Source organism: Pedobacter sp. G11, from assembly GCF_003860265.1.
Classification (GTDB): Bacteria; Bacteroidota; Bacteroidia; order Sphingobacteriales; family Sphingobacteriaceae; genus Pedobacter; species Pedobacter agri.
The window spans coordinates 2,774,869-2,797,577 of sequence record NZ_CP034190.1 but is presented as its reverse complement, the minus strand read 5'-3'; the positions used below and the strand labels follow the sequence as shown (position 1 = coordinate 2,797,577).

General features: G+C 37.7%; 19 protein-coding genes and 1 tRNA gene. 5 read left to right on the top strand and 15 right to left on the bottom strand.

Annotated elements, in window-relative coordinates:
- Positions 1-5 precede the first annotated feature (5 nt).
- Positions 6-1,211, top strand: coding sequence for a glycosyltransferase family 1 protein (locus tag EA772_RS12135; RefSeq protein WP_124913478.1), 1,206 nt, complete (start codon positions 6-8; stop codon positions 1,209-1,211).
- Here the strand turns inward: EA772_RS12135 and EA772_RS12130 are convergent, their stop codons facing one another.
- Together EA772_RS12130 and EA772_RS12125 are read right to left on the bottom strand one after the other, a co-directional pair.
- A complete protein-coding gene (locus EA772_RS12130) occupies positions 1,212-1,781 on the bottom strand; it encodes a DUF4136 domain-containing protein (protein ID WP_124913477.1) in 570 nt (189 codons plus the stop codon).
- Positions 1,782-1,959: 178 nt separating this feature from the next.
- Positions 1,960-2,721 carry a GLPGLI family protein gene (locus EA772_RS12125; protein WP_168187533.1) on the bottom strand — a complete coding sequence of 254 codons (762 nt, stop codon included), beginning with the start codon at positions 2,719-2,721 and terminating at the stop codon, positions 1,960-1,962.
- Positions 2,722-2,815: 94 nt separating this feature from the next.
- On the opposite strand from EA772_RS12125, the gene EA772_RS12120 reads away from it, so the two are divergent.
- The 4 genes from EA772_RS12120 to miaA all read left to right on the top strand — a co-directional run bounded on the left by EA772_RS12120 (position 2,816) and on the right by miaA (position 6,626).
- Positions 2,816-3,382, top strand: a complete 567-nt coding sequence (locus EA772_RS12120) for an L-threonylcarbamoyladenylate synthase (protein ID WP_124913475.1) — start codon at positions 2,816-2,818, stop codon at positions 3,380-3,382.
- A gap of 114 nt (positions 3,383-3,496) precedes the next feature.
- Complete coding sequence (locus EA772_RS12115; RefSeq protein WP_124913474.1) at positions 3,497-4,903, top strand: CCA tRNA nucleotidyltransferase; 1,407 nt, start codon at positions 3,497-3,499, stop codon at positions 4,901-4,903.
- Positions 4,904-5,001: 98 nt separating this feature from the next.
- Positions 5,002-5,646 carry a hypothetical protein gene (locus EA772_RS12110; protein WP_010602739.1) on the top strand — a complete coding sequence of 215 codons (645 nt, stop codon included), beginning with the start codon at positions 5,002-5,004 and terminating at the stop codon, positions 5,644-5,646.
- 74 nt (positions 5,647-5,720) lie between these two features.
- Positions 5,721-6,626 (top strand): tRNA (adenosine(37)-N6)-dimethylallyltransferase MiaA, encoded by a 906-nt coding sequence (gene miaA, locus EA772_RS12105; protein WP_124913473.1) that lies wholly within the window; start codon positions 5,721-5,723, stop codon positions 6,624-6,626.
- Positions 6,627-6,675: 49 nt separating this feature from the next.
- Here miaA and EA772_RS12100 read toward each other — a convergent pair whose 3' ends face one another.
- From EA772_RS12100 to tuf, 13 genes are all read right to left on the bottom strand, one after another.
- The gene (locus tag EA772_RS12100) at positions 6,676-7,950 is read right to left on the bottom strand and encodes a G-D-S-L family lipolytic protein (protein WP_124913472.1); all 1,275 of its coding nucleotides are present in this window, start codon (positions 7,948-7,950) and stop codon (positions 6,676-6,678) included.
- 11 nt (positions 7,951-7,961) lie between these two features.
- A complete protein-coding gene (locus tag EA772_RS12095) occupies positions 7,962-9,188 on the bottom strand; it encodes an OmpP1/FadL family transporter (protein ID WP_010601100.1) in 1,227 nt (408 codons plus the stop codon).
- Positions 9,189-9,275: 87 nt separating this feature from the next.
- Positions 9,276-9,587, bottom strand: a complete 312-nt coding sequence (locus tag EA772_RS12090) for a DUF3467 domain-containing protein (protein ID WP_010601099.1) — start codon at positions 9,585-9,587, stop codon at positions 9,276-9,278.
- 136 nt (positions 9,588-9,723) lie between these two features.
- The gene (gene rpoC, locus EA772_RS12085) at positions 9,724-14,010 is read right to left on the bottom strand and encodes a DNA-directed RNA polymerase subunit beta' (RefSeq protein WP_010601098.1); all 4,287 of its coding nucleotides are present in this window, start codon (positions 14,008-14,010) and stop codon (positions 9,724-9,726) included.
- Between the two features lie 80 nt (positions 14,011-14,090).
- Entirely contained in the window at positions 14,091-17,894 is a 3,804-nt protein-coding gene (gene rpoB / locus EA772_RS12080; RefSeq protein WP_116169850.1) for a DNA-directed RNA polymerase subunit beta, read from the bottom strand.
- A gap of 157 nt (positions 17,895-18,051) precedes the next feature.
- On the bottom strand, positions 18,052-18,429 hold the full coding sequence (gene rplL, locus EA772_RS12075; protein ID WP_010601097.1) for a 50S ribosomal protein L7/L12: 378 nt from the start codon (positions 18,427-18,429) through the stop codon (positions 18,052-18,054).
- Positions 18,430-18,495: 66 nt separating this feature from the next.
- Positions 18,496-19,017, bottom strand: coding sequence for a 50S ribosomal protein L10 (gene rplJ, locus EA772_RS12070; protein ID WP_010601096.1), 522 nt, complete (start codon positions 19,015-19,017; stop codon positions 18,496-18,498).
- A 2-nt stretch (positions 19,018-19,019) separates the two neighbouring features.
- Positions 19,020-19,718 (bottom strand): 50S ribosomal protein L1, encoded by a 699-nt coding sequence (gene rplA / locus EA772_RS12065; protein ID WP_025143259.1) that lies wholly within the window; start codon positions 19,716-19,718, stop codon positions 19,020-19,022.
- 20 nt (positions 19,719-19,738) lie between these two features.
- Complete coding sequence (rplK, locus tag EA772_RS12060; RefSeq protein WP_010601094.1) at positions 19,739-20,182, bottom strand: 50S ribosomal protein L11; 444 nt, start codon at positions 20,180-20,182, stop codon at positions 19,739-19,741.
- A 255-nt stretch (positions 20,183-20,437) separates the two neighbouring features.
- On the bottom strand, positions 20,438-20,977 hold the full coding sequence (gene nusG / locus EA772_RS12055) for a transcription termination/antitermination protein NusG (protein ID WP_010601093.1): 540 nt from the start codon (positions 20,975-20,977) through the stop codon (positions 20,438-20,440).
- 9 nt (positions 20,978-20,986) lie between these two features.
- A complete protein-coding gene (secE, locus tag EA772_RS12050) occupies positions 20,987-21,184 on the bottom strand; it encodes a preprotein translocase subunit SecE (RefSeq protein WP_010601092.1) in 198 nt (65 codons plus the stop codon).
- Between the two features lie 107 nt (positions 21,185-21,291).
- Positions 21,292-21,362: transfer RNA gene (locus EA772_RS12045), tRNA-Trp, on the bottom strand.
- Between the two features lie 56 nt (positions 21,363-21,418).
- A complete protein-coding gene (gene tuf, locus EA772_RS12040) occupies positions 21,419-22,606 on the bottom strand; it encodes an elongation factor Tu (protein WP_010601091.1) in 1,188 nt (395 codons plus the stop codon).
- Positions 22,607-22,709 lie beyond the last annotated feature (103 nt).

The window sequence follows — 22,709 nt, the reverse complement described above, 5'->3', positions numbered from 1 at the left end:
AAAAGTTGAAAGCGGAAAGCGAAAATAAAATAGAAAAAGCCGAAAGTCCTGAACTTGAGCAATCAAGCTTTGGTCTCTCGGCTTTAAGCTTCAAGCTCAAAATTGGTTACGATGGTAAGCGGGCTGCAAATAACTTAACTGGTTTAGGAAATTACAGTCGCTCGCTAATTGAACACCTCGCCGGGCAATACCCGGAGAATCAATACTTGGTGTACTCCCCAAAAATCAAGTCGGCCAAACAAATCGATACCTTCTTTAAAAACGACAATATCCAACTAAAGTTACCAAGGGATACCCATTTTCTTTGGCGAACGTTAAATGTTGTAAAAGATTTGTTAAGAGATCACGTTCAGATCTTTCATGGATTAAGTCATGAAATTCCTTTCTATATTGAGCATACCCCGATAAAATCTGTTGTAACCATACATGATTTAATCTTTCTTCGTTTTCCTGAATATTATAAATTTATTGACAGAAAACTTTACGAGTGGAAAAGCAAATCAGCTTGTAAACGAGCAGATAAAATTATTGCAATTAGTGAAAAAACCAAACAGGATATTATTGAGTTTTATGGTATCAATCAAGATAAAATTGAAGTAATTTACCAAAGTTGTGATGACAGCTTTAAAACCGCCTTTCCTGAACATACACTAAACAAAATTCAGGCTGCTTACGCTCTTCCCGAAAATTACATTTTAAACGTTGGCACGATTGAGTCGCGTAAAAATCTTAAACTCATCGTGAAGGCGTTAAAACAGGTAAAGCCTGGCTATAAATTAGTTGTGATTGGTAAACGAACCAGTTATTTTAAAGAAGTGGAGCAAGAGATTGAACTTTTGGATTTAAAAGATCGGATCATTTTCTTAACGAATATTCCATTTGCTGATTTGCCGGGCATCTACCAAATGGCTAGTATTTTCGTGTATCCATCCTTTTATGAAGGTTTTGGCATTCCAATTATTGAGGCGTTATACAGTTCAGTACCCGTGGTAGCTGCAACAGGATCATGTTTGGAAGAAGCCGGCGGACCAAACAGTGTTTATGTTTCACCAAACGATGCCGATCAGCTGGCTGCATCAATCAACAGCATCCTGGCTAACCCTTCATTACAAATTGAAATGAAAGCAAAAGGGCTGGAATTCGTTCAGAAATTCAACAGCCCTTTAGTTACGCAGCAATTAATGAATTGCTATCAAAAAGTTTTAGCTTAATTATTTAGCGGCAATCGCATTTGGTGGATATTGCGCCAAAATCTCTCTCACGCCAGTATATAATCTTTCTTCTCTTTTATTTAGATTATCTAGATTAAAGCCTGATCCTCGTCCATGCCAAAATAATATTTTCTTTGCCGGATCTAAGAAATCGATAATAATTGTACCTTCAATATATTGGTTTACGTAGCTTGGTCCACCTCCCCAAAATGGAGAGCCCCAGCCACCACGCCAGCCCCAGCCACCGCCCCAACCCCATCCACCGTAATAGGCAGGGCCATAAACATCAGTTTTTTCTCTGGCAACCACAACTAAATTAACTAGCAAGTCCGGCTTCTCGGCTTTAACAAATCCTTTAGCGTTCATTTCAGCTTCCACAGCAGCCATTAATCTACGTTTATCTAAATTATTAAGTCTTACCCTCGCAATACCTATATCGTAAAAATTATAAGTTTTGTAGGTGCTGAAATCTACGTTCTTGTCGTAGTCAGATGCTGTCCGAAGACTAGAACATCCGGATAATGCCAATACAACTGTAAATAGCATTAATAATGTTTTAAATGTTTTCATTTGTGCGTTTTTTTATTTGAATAACCTGAAATAAATATACTGAATTTGTATGTTAAAATTTACTACATGCAAGAATTTTACAATTTTATTGTTATGTAAAAAACGAATTAAAATTGAATTAGTTTTACGATATAGCGCTTTGGTTTAGCTTATTACGAAATTTAACATTTGAAGGAAATTAGTCTAGCTCTTTCAAGGGTGCCACAAAATGTTTTATACTGCTTGACCCAGTTAAAGTATGATCTATTTTGCCGTTGTTTTTCTCTGTGTCTTGTTTAACCGTTTTCCAAAGGCTGATGAAATCCTGGTGCGTCATCATTTGATCATCCGCGTATGCGTCTGGCACTTTAAGCTCCGCTGCAAAGTTTTCAGTAAATTCAAAGCCCGTTAAGTTGTATTTAAACGAGCCGCTTGCATCCGCTATCTCATAAATTATTCCGGGTAAGCCACCAAATTTCCAGGGTCCGGTCTGTATATCCTGATCATACTTAAACCACGCATAATAGTTTCTTCCTCTGAAAAAAGTTTCGGCTTTTACACATAATATGTCATCAATACTTTTAGTTTCTTCCGAAATTTTCCATTTAAAGTTATTTAAAGAATCGATGACCAAAACCGGTGCTTTCATCCAAATACTTTCGGCATAAATTAAACTTTTGCTAGCCGGATTCTTTAACAGAAATGGAATTTTATTCTTGTTTCCTGGTAGATAAATATTCTTCGTTACGGAAGATCCATTGTAAATTGTAGTATCATTCATCTTTTGGCGGGCAACCGGGAACTCTATTGACCTGCCCTTGTCATAATATTGATCAAGGAAATTTGTAGCTGTTCTCCCAGCTAAATTCTGAGTGTAACTGTAATGAAGTATAACTTTTTTCTGCGCAAAGGTTAGTACAGAAAACATAAGCATCAACATGAGAGAAATGATGTTTTTCATATCATTTAAGCGTTCTGATAAAAATAAGTATTGTGTAGCGCAAAATTTGAAGATTAACAACATTTAACATTTTAATAAATAATAACTTTGTAACATGCTTAAAGATGAAATTAATAAGGCCTTAGAAGTGATCAAAAACGGTGGCGTGATCTTGTACCCAACGGATACGATTTGGGGGCTGGGCTGCGATGCTACAAATACTGCAGCGGTTGATAAGTTACTAAAGATAAAAAATAGACCAGCCGAAAAAAGCCTGATTGTGCTTTTAGATGTTGATAGCAAACTTCAAAGTTATGTTAAAGAAATTCCTGAGGTAGCTTATGATTTAATTGAATATGCTGAAAACCCACTGACAATTATTTTTTCAGATGCTAAAAATCTTGCCGCCAACGTAATTAATGCTGATGGAAGTGTTGGTATTAGAATTGTTGAACACGATTTCTGTACGCCTTTAATCCAACGTTTCAGAAAACCCATAGTTTCCACCTCAGCAAACCTCAGTGGTAAACCGTCACCAAAATTCTTTGATGATATTGATCCCGAAATTTTAGATGCAGTTGATTATGTGGTGGATTTTGAGCAGGAAAACCGCAATATCAAAAAACCATCAACCATTATGAAGCTTACGCCTAGCGGGCAGTTTGAATTTATTCGTAAGTAAATTTTATTACTTTTGTGTCACTTATTAACCTAGTCATCACTCTGATTTTTACAGAGTCTGTAAGGGAAAAGATGCTGATTCCAACTATTTGAACGGCATAACGACTCCAACATTATGCAACAACATCTTCAACATTCCATATTTAAAACACTCTCAACTATTGCTGATCAGAATAAAAATGAAGCTTATGTTATTGGGGGCTTTGTAAGAGATTTATTTCTCAATCGTCCATCAAAAGATATTGATGTTGTAGTGGTAGGCAGTGGAATTGATTATGCCGAAGCTGTAGGAAAAAAATTAAACACGAAAGTCGCCATTTTCAAAAATTTCGGTACTGCTAATGTTAAGTTTCAGGATTTGGAAATAGAATTTGTTGGCGCAAGGAAAGAGTCATACCGATCTGATTCCCGCAAACCTATTGTAGAAGATGGAACCTTGCAAGATGATCAGCTACGCAGAGATTTTACCATTAATGCTTTGGCACTTAATTTAAACGCTAAACATTTCGGAGAATTATTAGATCCTTTTGAGGGTGTTAAAGATTTAGAGAATAAATTAATCCGAACGCCTCTTGATCCAGAAATTACATTTTCTGATGATCCACTACGCATGATGCGGGCCATCCGTTTTGCATCGCAACTCAATTTCAGTATAGATCCTGCAGCTTTACAAGCAATAAAAGCTCAAAAAAAACGCATCAGTATTGTGTCTAAGGAGCGAATTACTGATGAGATGAATAAAATCATTCTATCTCCACTTCCGTCAATAGGTTTTAAACACCTTTTTGATACTGGTTTGCTTGAAATTATTTTTCCTCAAATGGCTCAACTTTATGGTGTGGATATCATAAAAGGAAAAGGACATAAAGATAATTTCTACCACACACTGGAGGTTTTGGATAATATTTGTGCGGTTACTGACGATTTGTGGTTGCGCTGGGCGGCCATTTTACATGATATCGCTAAGCCGGCCACCAAACGTTTTGAGGAAGGGCACGGATGGACTTTCCATGGACATGAAGATCGTGGGGCGAGAATGGTTCCCAAAATTTTCGCTCAGCTCAAACTACCTTTAAACGAAAAAATGAAATTTGTTCAGAAGCTGGTTCAACTGCATCTCCGTCCTATTGTGCTGGCACAGGAAACTGTAACAGACTCGGCAGTGCGCAGATTACTTTTTGATGCAGGTGAGGAAATTGAAAGTTTAATGATGCTTTGCAATGCCGATGTAACCACAAAAAATGAATACAAAAAAACCAAGTACCGACGCAACTTTGAACTGGTTAAGCAAAAGTTAAGAGATGTTGAAGAGCGGGATAAAATTCGCAACTGGCAACCCCCTATTTCCGGCAATGATATTATGGAAACTTTTGCTTTGGATGCGGGCAAAGAGGTTGGCCTGATTAAAAATGCAATACGCGAAGCAATACTGGAGGGCGAGATCAAAAATGATTATGATGAGGCGTTTCATTTTATGCTAAATCAGGCAAAACAAATGGGTTTAAATCCTGTTAATAAATAATTTAATTGCCCATCCATCAAATAAAGGCAACATTTTGTACAATTTGATGTTTGAGGTAATACAAATTAACTTTATTTTTACGGTTCCAAAATACACTAATGGCTATTTATAAATTTAGAATTACTTTCGAAGATTTTGATGATGTTGTGAGAGAGATCGACATTAAATCAAACCAAACATTTGAAGACCTGCACAAGGCTATTCACAAATCTACAGGTTATAATGCTGAAAAATCTTCGTCATTCTATGTAAGTACCGACAATTGGTTAAAGGGTGATGAAATTGCCTACCTTCCAAGTGAACGAAAAAAGGATAGAGTGGTATTAATGGAAAACTCTAAACTAAGTGGCTTTATTGAAGATCCGCATCAAAAATTTTACTACATCTATAATTTTGAAAGGCCATATGATTTTCATGTTGAATTGGTAAAGATTGTACTTGATCCTGATCCAAACATTGAATATCCGTTTTTGGCAAAAAGTACTGGTGAGGCGCCAAAAATTATGGAAAAGAATAGTCCTACTTCCGTTGATCCACGTGGCGACATCGCGTCTGCCAGCGAGTTTGATTTTCTAAATGAAATGAATTTCGTGCCAGAAGACACTGATGAGTTAGAGGCTATGGGCGAAATGGGTATTAATGAAAAAGAAAGTGACGATGAAGATGAAAGCGAAGATGACGAATTTGGAGATGAGTTTTCTGACAACGACAGTTATGATGATGATCAGAAAGATGATTATTAGTTTATAACTTGATGATAAACATTATAGAAGCTGTCAGAATTTAAATTTGACAGCTTTTATTTTATACGCGACACATGCCAAACACAAAAACATTAATTGCAATTGTTGGTCCTACTGCTATTGGGAAAACAGCATTGGCTATACAACTGGCGCAACATTTTAATACCGAGATTCTTTCTGCCGACTCACGCCAGTTTTTCAAAGAGATGGAAATTGGCACCGCAAAGCCAAGTACCAAAGAATTAACTGCTGCAACTCACCACTTTATTAATTCGCATAGTGTAACACAGCTTTTTAGCACGGGTGATTTTGAAGTAGAGGCACTGGAAAAGTTGGCACAAATTTTTGAAAATAATAATCTAGCAATCCTGGTCGGTGGGTCGGGTCTTTATGTTAATGCATTGCTTAATGGTCTTGATGAAATGCCAGAGATTGATCTTGCCATTCGAGAGAAACTAAATAAACAATTTGAAATAGACGGTTTATCAGCTATTCAACAAGATTTGGCAAGGCTCGATCCAGAATATTTTGCAAAAGTTGACCAACAAAATCCCCAGAGAATGATAAGAGGCCTGGAAGTAGTTTTATCAACAGGGAAAAAACTATCTTCAATGCTCTCGGCAACAAAAAAAGTAAGACCATTCAACGTGATAAAAATTGGTTTGAACACCGATAGAACAGTGCTATATGACAGAATTAATAAAAGAGTAGACCAGATGGTTAGCAATGGATTAATAGATGAAGTACAGTCACTTGAAAAATTCAAAGAATTAAATGCTTTAAAAACGGTTGGATACAGTGAGATTTTTGATTATTTAGATGACTTAATTTCTTTAGAACAAGCGATTTCCGCAATTAAACAAAATACACGTCGTTTTGCAAAAAGACAATTAACATGGTTCAGGCGTGATGAGGAAATCACATGGTTTGAGCCAAATGATGATAAAAGTGTGATAAATTTTATTCAACATCAACTATAAAAAAAAGGGATTCACATTGATGAATCCCTTTTTATAAGTTTATTTCTGACTATTTATCTGGAAATTTAACGCCTCTGTATTTTGTAATATCGATTGTTGGTATCGTAGATGCGTACTTACCATTGATTGCATCAATAAAAACATTAGCGATCACCGCATTTCCACGAGGTGTTAAATGCACACCATCCAAAGAAAAAGCACCGCCAGTAATAAATGCGGAATTGATATTGATGCCTTGAATGGCAACGCCGGCCTTTACTAAATTCAGATAAGTGTAAGTATCAGCAATTGCTAAACCTTTACTATTCGCCAACGATTTAATTGTACTATTGTAGCTGTTTACATAATCTTTCACTCTGATCACTTCATCTTTATCGAGCACCCAGTTATTTGCTATCGGATTTCTTGGATCCAAACCATAAGGAATAGTCCCTGTTCCAAATAACCCTGCTGATTGAAATGGTAAACGGATTAAATCTTCACTTGTGGCTGCCCTCACACCAGTTGCCGTTTGAATAAACACCGCAACCGCCGCCGGATTGATGGCTTTTGCTGCCGCTAACAATGCCGGAACAGTTACTGTATTGAAGTATGGAACAGCAGTAACATCAGGAATAGTACCCACTACACCTTTTTGACCTCCGGCTGTTAACGCATTAACAAGATTAGAAAATAACATCGAGAAAGTTGCTTTATCAGTAAGCACATTTGTTGCATCGGTAGTTACCCCACCGTTCGTTGCCCAGCCTAATGCATCGTTATTACCTAACCACAAAGAGAAAAAAGTATGATTTCTACCTTGGATAAACTGGAAATAAGTAGTTGTACCTACCTGGCTATCAGTAAGCAAACGTTCCATGTACATATTTGCAGCGCTATATGGCGCAGCGAAGGCTAAATCCACACGCATTCCCGGAACACCAAGGTTTTGTATCTCTCCTGAATATTTTGCTAAATGGGTAGCATCCCGATAGGCTAAATTTGTAGTCACATTTGACAAAGTCGGACTACCATTCACTAAAGCCGAAAGATTTAAATATCCCGATCCGTTTGCCTGTGCATCTGCAAAAAACGGAGAAGTAAATAATCCCCCTCCTACTGATGCCATTTGAGCTGCCAGTAAATTTGGGTAAGCTACCTTTTGCCCTTCTAGATATAATCCGCCATCTGCAAAACCAGCAGTTAACGAGTTCCCAACCGAAATGTATTTACCAAAATTTGCCTGACCAGCGCTTGTACCCGCAGGTGTATCAATTTCTGGTTTACAAGATGCTGCGAAAAGTAAAACGGCAGCAAAGAAGCTGTTTAATATATATTTTTTCATGTAAATTTCTCCTACCATTTATAAGTTAGTGAAAGCCCAGGAGCATAAACCAAAGTTTTAAATGTTCCATCTAAACCAGTTTCAATATTTTTTTGCTTACGCGATTTAACATCTTCAAAGAAAAACGATGCATTTACTTCAAAGCGACTGGTTGGTGCATATCCTACACCAGCACTTAAAATATAACGGTCTGCATCTGGTGCTTCCGGTGTTACATAGCCGTCTTGAACAGGAGAAAATGCATATCCAATCCCAGCTCTAAGTGCTAATTTTTCTGAAGCTTTGTGATTCACCCCTAATTTAAACGAAGAGCCATCGCGATAATTGCGGGCCGACCTGGTATCGGCTAGAACTGGTGTATTCACAGCATAATCAAATGCCAGTTCTTCATAAACTCGCCACTGTACCCAACTGGCATCAAATGCCAAAGTTGTACTTTGCGAAAGTGGAATACCTATTCCTAAAGTTGTTGTAGAAGGTAAAGGTAATTCAGCGTTGAACGTGTTGCCTGCAGGAAAAGAAGATCTAAGTGATTCAGGAACATCAAAAGTTGCAGTTCCATCATTTAATTTAGTTACCACTTTCGATTTGTGTACAACGGCAAAAGTAATATTACTTAATGTATTAATATATAAACCAGCGTTCCAGCCATAGCCGCTACCAGTTCCTTCCAAAGTAGCATGTCCTGATCGACCGTCAGCATAATTTACTGGAAGAGCTCTTTGTAAGTTAACATCGCCATGATTGTAAACAAAACCTGCACCAATACCAATGCGGTCAGTAATTTTAACGCTTAAAGTTGGCTGAAAGTAAATAGCCTTTAAATTTAAAGACGTAAGTGCATATCTTCCTGACCATTCATTTCCCCAATCAACCAAACCGCCAAATGGTGTGTAAACGCCTAAACCTAGTTTCCATTTATTTGATTTTGGTCCCCAAACCGCATAAGCCTCAAAAGGCGGAGCGATTTTATTTTTTACATGCTCTGTAATATTTGATCCGTTTTGCTGAAAGGCAGATTTAAAAAGAAGTGGATTTACCCCTGCCGAAATGGAGTTTTTCTCCAGAAAAGATACAGCACCAGGATTGAAAAACACTGATGCTTCATCCAATGCTAGTGCCGAACCGGCACCAGCCATTCCGATTTGCTTCTGTCCCTGTAAATTAACCTGAAAACCCTGCCCCAAAACCCACAGTGGTGCAGCAAGTAATGCGCTCAATAAAAGTTTTTTCATCATTATATATGGTTATAGCACAAACGCTTACTATGCTAACATAGTAGGCAAAAATTTGTTTTTAAGAATTATGGTGATACTTTAAAAAAATTACGCCTGAGCCGTTGGCCCGCCGAAACCCATTGGAAAAGGTGGCTCCTCTTGTGTTTTAATTCTGCCGTTTACTGCTTCGAATTTTTGAATGTTATCATCTAAAGCAGTTAACAGGCGTTTAGCGTGTTCTGGGGTTAAAATAATTCTCGATTTTACTTTGGCTTTAGGGATCCCCGGCATTACGCGGATAAAATCTAATACAAATTCAGTATTAGAGTGCGTAATGATAGCAAGGTTTGAAAAAATCCCTTCAGCGATTTCTTCTGATAGCTCTATGTTTAGCTGATTCTCGTTCTGTTGTTCTTCCATAATGTGGTAAATTTTTGCACTGTTCTTAAATAGAGCGATTAAAGTTAATATTTTATCGGCAAGAGTAAAAAATATTAAACAAAAAAAGGGCTGTTTCAAACTAATGAAACAGCCCTTTCAAAAAATATGATTGTTATTATGCTTCTACTTCTTCTTGTTTCGAAGCCAATAATTTATCGTACTCTTCCTGAGAACCAACAATGATTCTTTCGTAACCACGTACACCCGTTCCTGAAGGAATTAAGTGACCAACGATCACATTTTCTTTCAAGCCTAACATGTTATCGCGTTTACCTGCAATTGCCGCCTCATTTAACACTTTCGTAGTTTCCTGGAACGAAGCCGCAGAAATGAACGATTTAGTACCTAATGATGCACGCGTAATACCTTGTAAGATAGAACTTGCAGTTGCTGGCCTTGCATCTCTAACAGTGATCTGTTTTAAATCCTTACGTTTCAACTGAGAATTCTCATCTCTTAATCTACGTAACGAAACAATTTGACCTGGTTTTAAATCAGTTGAGTCACCTGCATCTTCTACAACTTTTTTGTCGTACATCGCATCGTTCTCTTCTGCAAAATCCCAACGGTCTACAGCGTTATTTTCTAAGAAAATAGTATCACCTGGATCCTCGATGTGAACTTTCTGCATCATCTGGTGAACAATTACCTCGAAGTGTTTATCGTTAATTTTCACACCTTGCAAACGGTAAACCTCTTGAATACCATTTACTAAGTATTCTTGAACCGCTGCCGGCCCCTTAATTGATAAAATATCTGCCGGAGAAATTGAACCATCTGATAAAGGCATACCCGCTTTCACGAAGTCATTATCCTGTACAAGGATGTGTTTAGACAATGGAACAAGATATTTTTTAACTTCACCATCTTTCGATTCGATGGTAATTTCACGGTTACCACGTTTCACACCACCCAAAGTTACCACACCATCAATCTCAGTTACTACTGCTGGGTTTGAAGGATTACGTGCTTCGAATAATTCAGTTACACGAGGTAAACCACCTGTAATATCTCGGGTTTTACCAGTTGCACGAGGAATTTTAGCGATAATCTGACCAGTTTGAATTGTTTCACCTTCATCAACTGAAACGTGAGCACCTACCGGAATGTTATAACCTTTGATAAATTCACCTTTCTTGTCAACGATTTGAACTGAAGGGTTTTTAGTTTTATCACGTGTATCGATAATTACCTTTTCACGGTGACCAGTTTGCTCATCTGATTCTTCACGGAAGGTAACACCTTCAATAATCGCATCAAATTGTGCTTTACCGGCAAATTCTGAAAGAATAACCGCGTTGTATGGATCCCATGAACAAATTTTATCGCCTTTTGATAACTTATCACCTTCTTTAACGAATAAGAAAGCACCATAAGGGATATTATTCGTTACAATCACTCTACCTGTACCTGGTTCAACAATTTTGAACTCACCTGAACGGCCTAACACAACTTGTACTGTACCTTCTTCAGTTTGAGTATCTACCGTACGGATGTTTTCAAATTCGATCACACCATCAAACTTAGCTACGATGTTTGATTCTGCAGCAATGTTTGATGCAGTACCACCCACGTGGAAAGTACGAAGTGTTAACTGTGTACCTGGCTCACCGATTGATTGTGCAGCAATTACGCCAACTGCCTCACCTTTTTGAACACGTTTACCAGACGCTAAGTTACGACCATAACATAATGCACAAACACCACGTTTAGATTCGCAAGTTAGTACTGAACGAATTTCAATCCCTTCCAAAGGTGATTCTTCGATCAATTTGGCAACTTCTTCATTGATATCTTCGCCAGCTCCTACTAATAATGTATTATCCAAAGGATTGTATACATCATGTAGTGAAGTACGGCCTAAAATTCTATCAAATAATGGCTCAACGATATCTTCCTGATCTTTTAAAGCGGTAGTATACATACCTCTTAAAGTACCACAGTCATTATCGTTAACAATCATATCCTGAGCAACATCATGTAAACGACGGGTTAAGTAACCCGCATCCGCCGTTTTTAACGCCGTATCCGCCAAACCTTTACGGGCACCGTGAGTTGAGATAAAGTACTCTAATACTGATAAACCTTCTTTAAAGTTTGATAAAATTGGGTTTTCAATGATATCACCACCTGAACCTGATTTTTGAGGTTTCGCCATCAAACCACGCATTCCGCAAAGCTGACGAATCTGCTCCTTAGAACCACGTGCACCTGAATCAAGCATCATGTAAACTGAGTTAAAACCTTGGTTATCCGAAGATAATTGAGTCATAACGAAAGTAGTTAACCTGTTGTTGATACGGGTCCAGATATCGATAATCTGGTTGTAACGTTCGTTGTTGGTAATGAAACCCATGTTATAGTTGTTTCTTACCTCTTCAACTTCAGCAGCAGCCTGCTCTAATAAAGTATGTTTCTCTACCGGAATGTTTACGTCTTGTAAGTTGAACGATAAACCTCCCTGGAAAGCCATTTTGAAACCTAATTCTTTGATATCATCTAAGAATTGAGAAGCACGGGCCATACCTGTCATCTTAACTACCTCACCGATAATATCTCTTAACGATTTTTTAGTTAACAATTCATTGATATAACCAACTTCTTCAGGTACCAACTGGTTAAATAATACTCTACCAACAGTTGTTTCTGTTAATTTATTAACGATAGAACCATCGCTTTGCTTAACATTTACTCTTACTTTAATGAAAGCGTGAAGATCTAATTCTTTCTCATTGTAAGCGATAATTACTTCTTCTGGAGAATAGAAATTAGAATCCTGACCTTTAACCACTCTAGTATCATCTGTTCTACGGCCTTTAGTAATATAATAAAGACCCAAAACCATATCCTGAGAAGGTACTGTAATTGGCGTACCGTTTGCAGGGTTTAAGATGTTATGTGCGGCCAACATCAATACCTGGGCTTCCAAAATTGCTGCGTTACCTAACGGTAAGTGGACAGCCATCTGGTCACCATCAAAATCGGCGTTGAATGCAGTACAAACCAATGGGTGTAACTGAATCGCTTTTCCTTCAATTAATTTTGGCTGGAAAGCCTGAATACCTAATCTGTGTAATGTAGGTGCACGGTTTAATAATACCGGGTGACCTTTCAATACATTTTCTAAGATATCCCAAACTAGTGGATCTTTTCTATCAACGATTTTCTTAGCAGATTTAACTGTTTTTACCACTCCACGCTCAATCATCTTACGAATAATGAACGGTTTGTAAAGCTCAGCAGCCATATCTTTAGGAATACCACACTCGTGTAATTTAAGGCTAGGCCCTACAACAATTACCGAACGAGCTGAATAATCCACACGTTTACCTAATAAGTTCTGACGGAAACGACCTTGTTTACCTTTCAAGATATCTGAAAGTGATTTCAAAGCACGGTTACCTTCAGTTTTAACCGCGTTAACTTTACGTGAGTTATCGAATAACGAATCTACAGCTTCCTGCAACATACGTTTTTCGTTACGTAAAATAACTTCTGGTGCTTTAATCTCGATCAAACGTTTTAAACGGTTGTTACGGATAATTACACGACGGTATAAATCATTTAGATCTGAAGTAGCAAAACGGCCACCTTCTAATGGAACTAAAGGACGTAATTCTGGTGGAATAACCGGAACGATTTTAACAATCATCCACTCAGGGCGATTCTCGATACGTGTATTTGCACCACGGAAAGCTTCAACAACCTGTAGACGTTTTAAAGCCTCATTTTTACGTTGTTGAGAAGTTTCATTAGCAGCCTGGTGACGTAGATCATAAGATAAAGTATCTAAATCAATACGTTTTAATAAATCTTCTAATGCTTCAGCCCCCATTTTGGCGATGAATTTATTAGGATCTTTATCGTCTAAGTATTGGTTCTCTTTAGGTAATTTATCTAAGATATCTAAATATTCTTCCTCTGTTAAGAAGTCCATATAATTGATACCTTCCTCGGCCATTAAGCCTGACTGGATAACTACATAACGCTCGTAATAGATAATTAAATCTAATTTTTTAGTAGGCAAACCTAATAAATAACCGATTTTGTTCGGTAAAGAACGGAAATACCAGATATGCGCAACTGGAACCACCAAAGCGATGTGTCCCATACGTTCTCTACGTACTTTTTTCTCAGTTACCTCAACACCACAACGATCACAAACGATTCCTTTATAACGGATACGCTTATATTTACCGCAATGACATTCGTAATCTTTTACCGGACCAAAGATACGCTCACAGAACAAACCATCACGTTCTGGTTTGTAAGTACGATAGTTAATGGTTTCCGGTTTCAACACCTCACCGCTTGAGCGCTCCAAAATAATTTCCGGAGACGATAAGCTAATCGTGATTGATGTGAAATTGCTTTTTAATTTATTATCCTTTTTGTAAGACATATGCTTTTTTGAGTTAAAAGTTAAAAGTGCAAAGTTGAAAGTAGCCGAAGCTTTAAACTTTCAACTTTTAACTTTATACCTTAGTCTAACGTAATATCTAAACCTAAACCGCGTAACTCATGTACCAATACGTTAAACGATTCTGGAACACCTGGAGTTGGTAGGTTTTCACCTTTAACAATGGCTTCGTAAGTTTTGGCTCTTCCAATAACATCATCCGATTTAACGGTTAAGATTTCTTGGAGAATATTAGCAGCACCGAATGCCTCTAATGCCCAAACCTCCATCTCACCAAAACGCTGACCACCAAACTGGGCTTTACCACCCAATGGTTGTTGTGTAATCAATGAGTATGGTCCGATTGAACGGGCGTGCATCTTATCATCAACCATGTGACCTAATTTCAACATGTAGATAATACCTACAGTTGTAGTCTGATCGAAACGCTCACCAGTTAAACCATTGTATAAGTAAGTTTTTCCTGAAGCTGGAACACCTGCTTTAGCAATCCACTCTTCAACCTCATCATGCGTAGCACCATCAAAAATCGGAGTTGCGAATTTCACACCCAATTCTTTACCGGCCCATGCCAATACGGTTTCGTAGATCTGGCCAAGGTTCATACGTGAAGGTACACCCAGTGGGTTCAACACGATATCAACAGGGCTACCATCAGCTAAGAAAGGCATATCTTCATCACGTACAATACGTGCAACAATACCCTTGTTACCGTGGCGACCCGCCATTTTATCACCTACTTTTAATTTACGTTTTTTAGCAACATAAACTTTTGCCATTTGTACAATTCCCGATGGAAGCTCATCACCTACACTAATTGCGAATTTATCGCGTTTGTAAGCTCCAAGTTCTTCGTTAACACGGATACCGTAGTTGTGAAGCAACATTTTAATCATCTCGTTTTTGTCATCATCAGTAGTCCATTTGTTAGGGCTGATGTGCGCAAATTCAAGATCTGCTAAAATTTTCTGAGTGAATTTAGCACCTTTAGCTACTAATAATTCTTTGTAAATGTTAAATACACCCTGAGATGTTTTTCCGTTTACAATCGTGAATAATTTATCTACTAATTCTGCTTTTAATTTCTCAGTGATATTGTTATATCCTTTGTCTAATTTCTCAATTGCCGATTTCTCTTCAGCTTTTGTTGTTTTCTTAGCACGGCTGAATAACTTCGTATCAATTACTACACCCTGGATAGAAGGAGGAGTTTTTAAAGACGCATCTTTAACATCACCTGCTTTATCACCAAAGATTGCACGTAGTAATTTTTCTTCCGGTGATGGATCAGACTCACCTTTTGGAGTAATCTTACCAATTAAAATATCACCTTCTTTTACATCAGCACCGATACGGATAATACCATTTTCATCAAGGTCTTTTGTAGCCTCTTCAGAAACATTCGGGATATCTGGTGTTAATTCCTCTTCTCCACGTTTAGTATCACGTACTTCTAATTCAAACTCTTCAATATGCAATGAAGTGAAAACGTCATCACGAACAATACGCTCGTTGATTACAATCGCATCCTCAAAGTTGAAACCTTGCCAAGGCATGAAAGCCACTTTCAAGTTTCTACCTAATGCCAACTCGCCATTTTCAGTTGCATAACCCTCGCAAAGCACTTGTCCTTTAGTAACTTTCTGACCTTTCTTAACAATTGGCTTTAAGTTGATACAAGTATTCTGGTTGGTTTTTTTGAACTTAATTAAACGGTAAGTTTTGCTATCACCTTCAAATGAAACTAAACGATCATCTTCGTTACGCTCATATTTAATCGTGATTTCATTCGCATCTACATATTCTACAACACCGTTACCTTCAGCATTGATCAAAGTTCTTGAGTCACGGGCAACGCGACCTTCTAAACCTGTACCAACGATTGGCGCTTCAGGACGTAACAATGGCACGGCCTGACGTTGCATGTTCGATCCCATCAAAGCCCTGTTCGCATCATCATGTTCTAAGAACGGAATTAACGAAGCAGCGATTGAAGTAATCTGGTTAGGCGCAACGTCCATTAAGTCTAATTTCTCAGGCTCAATGATCGGGAAGTCACCTTCATAACGTGCTTTAACACGTGGTGTGATGAAATTACCTTTATCATCATATTCTGCATTTGCCTGAGCGATGGTTTTACCATCTTCATCTTCTGCAGATAAATAAATAACGTCTGAATCAACAACTACCTTACCATCTTCAACACGTTTGTATGGTGTTTCGATGAAACCTAAATTATTGATTTTTGCATGCACACAAAGTGATGAAATCAAACCAATATTTGGTCCTTCAGGTGTTTCAATTGTACATAAACGACCGTAGTGAGTGTAGTGAACGTCACGTACCTCGAAGCCAGCACGCTCACGTGATAAACCACCTGGGCCTAATGCTGATAAACGGCGTTTGTGCGTGATCTCTGCTAACGGATTCGTTTGATCCATGAACTGAGATAACTGGTTTGTACCAAAGAAAGAGTTGATTACTGATGATAACGTACGGGCGTTAATCAAATCAGTCGGTGTAAACACCTCATTATCGCGAATGTTCATACGCTCACGGATTGTTCTAGCCATACGAGCTAAACCAACACCGAATTGTGCGTATAATTGCTCACCTACCGTACGTACACGACGGTTTGATAAGTGATCGATATCATCCACTTCTTCTTTTGAATTGATCAATTTGATCAGATATTTAACAATCGCAATAATATCTGCTTTTGTTAAAACTTTTACCTCATCAGGAGTATTCATTTTTAATTTACGATTGATGCGGTAACGACCAACATCACCTAAATCGTAACGTTTATCCGAGAAGAATAAACGATCAATGATACCACGAGCAGTTTCCTCATCAGGTGGTTCTGCGTTACGCAAAGCACGATAGATGTTTTCAACAGCTTCTTTCTCTGAGTTAGAGGTATCTTTTTGTAATGTATTATAAATAATGGTATAATCTGCCTGACTAGCGCCATCTTCTTTCGATAAGATAATGCTTTTCACGCCAGCTTCGATCACCATATCAATGTGTTCGTCTTCTAAAACGGTTTCTCTTTCAAGAATCACTTCATTACGGTCGATAGAAACTACTTCACCTGTATCTTCATCTACAAAATCTTCAACCCATTTCTTTAAAACTCTTGCCGCCAGTTTACGACCGATATATTTCTTTAAACCTGATTTACTAACTTTTACTTCGTCAGCAAGATCAAAAAGTTCTAAGATGTCTTTATCAGAATCGTAACCGATAGCACGTAATAAAGTGGTAACCGGGAATTTTTTCTTACGATCGATGTAAGCATACATCACGTTGTTCACGTCAGTAGCAAACTCGATCCATGAACCTTTGAAAGGAATAACACGTGCAGAATACAATTTGGTTCCGTTAGTGTGACGGCTTTGGCCGAAGAACACGCCTGGAGAACGGTGTAATTGCGAAACGATAACACGTTCTGCACCGTTGATAACAAATGTACCTTTTGGTGTCATATACGGGATTGTACCTAAATACACATCCTGAATAATGGTTTCAAAGTCTTCATGTTCAACATCGTTACAAGAAAGCTTAAGCTTTGCTTTTAATGGAACATTGTAGGTTAATCCACGCTCAATACACTCATGTATATCGTAACGTGGCGGATCAACAAAATAATCAAGAAACTCTAATACGAAGATATTTCTTGAATCTGTTATTGGAAAGTTTTCAGCAAACACTTTAAACAAACCTTCGCTAGAGCGATCGTCTGATGTGGTATCTATCTGGAAAAATTCTCTGAATGATTGCAATTGCACATCCAGAAAATCCGGATAGTCTATAATGTGCTTACTAGTTGCAAAATTTACTCTTTGTTCGACTGTCTTTGCCAATGGACTAAAAGATTTTAGTTTAAGAATAAACTATTTGTTTGGTTCGGATTTCAAACATGCTCATTAACCAAACAAAATGAGATGTTTATAAACAGGTAAAGACACCGACATTTTCAGTCGGTGTCTAATACATTTTTAGCTTAGCTAAATTAAGTGATTACTTAATTTCAACTACTGCTCCAGCTTCTTCTAATTGTTTTTTAAGAGCTTCTGCTTCGTCTTTAGCAACACCAGCTTTTAATTCTTTTGGTGCACCGTCAACTAAGTCTTTAGCTTCTTTCAAACCTAAACCAGTTAAGTCTTTAACAAGTTTTACAACTGCTAATTTCTGACCACCAGCTTCTTTTAAGATTACATCAAAAGATGTTTTTTCTGCAGCAGCAGCAGGTGCATCACCACCAGCAGCAGGACCAGCAACTACAGCAGCAGCTGCAGGCTCAATACCATACTCATCTTTTAAGATTTGAGCTAATTCATTAACTTCTTTTACTGTTAAGTTTACCAATTGCTCAGCAAACGCTTTTAAATCTGCCATTTTATTAAGATTTTAAAAATTTACGTGTGTAATAATTTTGTTTAATTTGCGAACTTAAGGTGTTCGTTAACCTTCTCTTTCCTGAAGAGTTTTAACAATTCCTGCAATTTTGCTACCGCCTGATTGAAGCGCAGATAGAACATTTTTAGCTGGTGATTGTAATAATCCAATGATATCGCCAATAAGCTCTTCTCTTGATTTCAAGCTTACTAAGTTATTCAATTGGTCATCGCCAACGTATACTGATGAATCTATGTATGCCGCTTTAAGCACAGGTTTATCAGAAGTTTTTCTCAAAGTTTTAATCAACTTAGCCGGAGCGTTTGCTGTTTTTGAGAATAATAATGATGATGAACCTTTAAGCGCTTCGTATATCTCAGAAGCATCGCCATCTAAACCTTCAATCGCTTTGCGGATTAAAGAGTTTTTAGCAACCTTCATTACGATATCACCTTCGAAACATTTGCGGCGGATGTTATTGATCTGCTCAACAGAAAGGCTAGAAGTATCAGCAATATAGAAATTGCCAAACTCTTGCATTTGTCCTTGTAGTTCTAAAACTACTTCGTTTTTTTCTTCTCTGTTCATGATTAAATCCCCGCTACTGATTTAGTTTCAATTGCAATCCCAGGACTCATTGTAGAAGACACGTGAATGCTTTTAAAATAAGTTCCTTTTGCAGCAGATGGTTTTAATTTAGAAATTACTTGAATGATTTCAAGTGCGTTCTCATAAATTTTGTCTGCTGGGAATGATACTTTTCCTATCGAGGCGTGTATGATACCCGTTTTGTCTACTTTAAAATCGATCTTACCTGCTTTAACCTCAGTTACAGCTTTACCAACTTCGTTAGTTACTGTACCTGATTTTGGGTTAGGCATTAAGTTCCTTGGACCTAAAACACGGCCCAATTTACCTACCTTAGCCATACAAGCTGGTGTAGTGATAATAATGTCTACATCGGTCCAACCACCTTCAATTTTAGCAACATACTCGTCTAAACCAACGAAGTCTGCGCCTGCTGCTTTTGCTTCTTCTTCCTTATCAGGAGTTACTAAAGCTAAAACACGTACAGTTTTACCTGTACCGTGAGGTAAAGTAGCAATACCACGTACCATTTGATTGGCTTTACGCGGATCTACGCCTAAAGATACATCAATATCAACTGATGCATCAAATTTAGTAGTAGTGATTTCTTTTACCAAAGCAGCAGCATCCTTCAAAGTATAAGCTTTACCAGCTTCTATTTTAGCATGTGCCTTTTTTTGATTTTTAGTTAATTTCGCCACTGTTGTAAACTGTTTTTTAATTAATTGTTCCAGGGTGCGTCACCAGAAACGGTGATTCCCATACTGCGTGCTGTTCCAGCAACCATACTCATTGCAGATTCGATTGTAAATGCATTTAAATCAGGCATTTTATCTTCAGCAATAACTTTAATTTGGTCCCAGGTCACCGACCCAACTTTTTTACGGTTAGGCTCAGCAGAACCACTCTGTAATTTAGTAGCATCTTTTAACTGGATAGCTACCGGAGGGGTTTTGATGATGAAATCGAATGACTTATCAGCATAAACAGTAATTACAACTGGCAATACTTTACCTGCTTTATCTTGGGTACGAGCGTTGTACTGTTTGCAAAACTCCATAATGTTCACCCCTTTAGCACCTAATGCAGGCCCTACTGGTGGCGATGGATTTGCCGCTCCGCCTTTGATCTGTAATTTGATCATTGCACTGACTTCTTTTGCCATTTTGTGTTTTTTGTTTATTTAAAACTCAATGTTAAATATTGGAAGCATGTAACATTTATTTTCCTTACCGCTCCTATAAAGCTTAAAGGACTGCAAAGATATGGATAATCTTACAGTACTACAATAGAATAGGAAAAATATTTTTAATATTAATTATATACATCATTACGAGAAACAAAAAAGCTTTCCGTTTTGAGGAAAGCTTTTTCTTATATTTTGAAAATCGTAATTCTTAAATCTAAAATCGTGATCAGCTTATTCTTTTTCTACCTGCATGTAGTTAAGTTCCAATGGTGTTTTACGACCGAAAATCTTAACCATTACTTTTAGTTTTTTCTTCTCTTCGTTTACCTCTTCGATAATACCTGAGAAACCGTTGAAAGGACCGTCCATTACCTTGATGTTTTCGCCTACATAATATGGAACATTCATTGTTTCGCCTTGCTCGCTCATTTCATCAACCACACCTAAAATGCGGTTTACTTCTGCCTGGCGCATTGGAATTGGATTACCAGCTTTATCGCCTAAGAAACCAATTACACTATTAATTCCTTTGATGATGTGCTCTAACTCTCCATCCAACGTAGCCTCGATTAAAACATAACCAGGATAAAAGTTACGCTCTTTGGCAATCTTTTTACCGTCTTTCATTTGGTAATATTTTTCCATTGGTATTAAAACCTGAGGAACCAAATGAGAGAAACCTAAACGGCTGATCTCAGCATCAATGTATTGTTTTACTTTCTTTTCTTTACCGCTAACCGCCCTTACAACGTACCACTTTAGATCGCTCATTAGTAAATATTAATTAGAAAGTGATTTATAAAAAGTATCTAACACAAATGTAGAACCTTTATCCATTGCAAAAATAACCAATGCAATAATTAAAGAAGCTACTAAAACAAGAATCGCAGAGCTTTGCAACTCTCCCCAAGTAGGCCATGTAACCTTACTTGTCATTTCATCGTATGATTCTTTTATAAACTCAACTACTTTAGCCATATCAAATATTGAATGAGTGAATGAGTAAATGAGTGAATGATATTACTTGAAAACTTAGTTTCAAATTCAATCATTCACTCATTCTGGAACTCAATCATTATGTTTAGCACGGGAACAAGGATTCGAACCCTGATCAAAGGTTTTGGAGACCTCTATTCTACCGTTGAACTATTCCCGTGTGTATAAAAAAGAGCTAGCCTAAACTAGCTCTTTTTATATTATTGCAGCTTAAAATTAAGCTAAGATTTCAGTTACCTGACCAGCACCTACTGTTCTACCACCTTCACGGATAGCGAAACGTAGACCTTTTTCCATTGCAATCGCGTTAATTAATTTAACAGTGATTGTAACGTTATCACCTGGCATTACCATTTCAGTTCCTTCAGCTAGTGAGATCTCACCAGTTACGTCTGTAGTACGGAAATAGAATTGAGGACGATATTTGTTGAAGAATGGAGTGTGACGACCACCTTCAGCTTTTGATAATACATAGATCTCAGCTTTGAAATCAGTGTGAGGAGTTACTGAACCTGGTTTACAGATTACCATACCACGACGGATATCAGTTTTCTCAATACCACGTAATAATAAACCTACGTTATCACCAGCTTCACCGTAATCTAAGATTTTACGGAACATCTCAACACCAGTTACTGTAGATTTTAAGTTCTCAGCACCCATACCTAAGATCTCAACTGGATCTCCAGAGTTGATTACACCACGCTCAATACGACCTGTAGCAACAGTACCACGACCAGTGATTGAGAATACGTCTTCAACAGGCATTAAGAAAGGAAGATCAGTTAAACGTGGAGGAATTGGAATGTAGCTATCAACAGCATCCATTAATTCCATGATTTTACCAACCCATTTAGCATCACCGTTTAATCCACCTAATGCAGAACCTTGGATTACTGGAATATCATCACCTGGGAATTCGTAGAAAGATAATAATTCACGAACTTCCATTTCAACTAGTTCTAATAATTCTGGATCATCAACCATATCCACTTTATTCATGAATACAACTAATGAAGGTACACCAACCTGACGAGCTAATAAGATGTGCTCTCTAGTTTGTGGCATTGGACCATCAGTAGCAGCAACAACGATAATTGCACCGTCCATTTGAGCAGCACCAGTAACCATGTTTTTCACGTAATCCGCGTGACCTGGACAGTCAACGTGTGCATAGTGACGGTTAGCTGTTGAATACTCAACGTGAGCTGTATTGATAGTAATACCTCTTTCTTTTTCCTCTGGAGCAGAGTCAATTGAATCGAATGAACGTGCCTCAGTTAAACCAGCATCAGCCAAAACTTTTGTAATAGCCGCTGTTAAAGTTGTTTTACCGTGATCGACGTGACCGATTGTACCGATGTTTAAGTGCGGTTTACTGCGGTCAAATTTTTCTTTTGCCATTTTATTTATAACTAATTAGTAGGTTAACTTTTTATTATTTTTATTTTTTGTTATTTCAACACAAAAAACCTTGTCTCTTCTGTATATCTAACAGATTTAACAA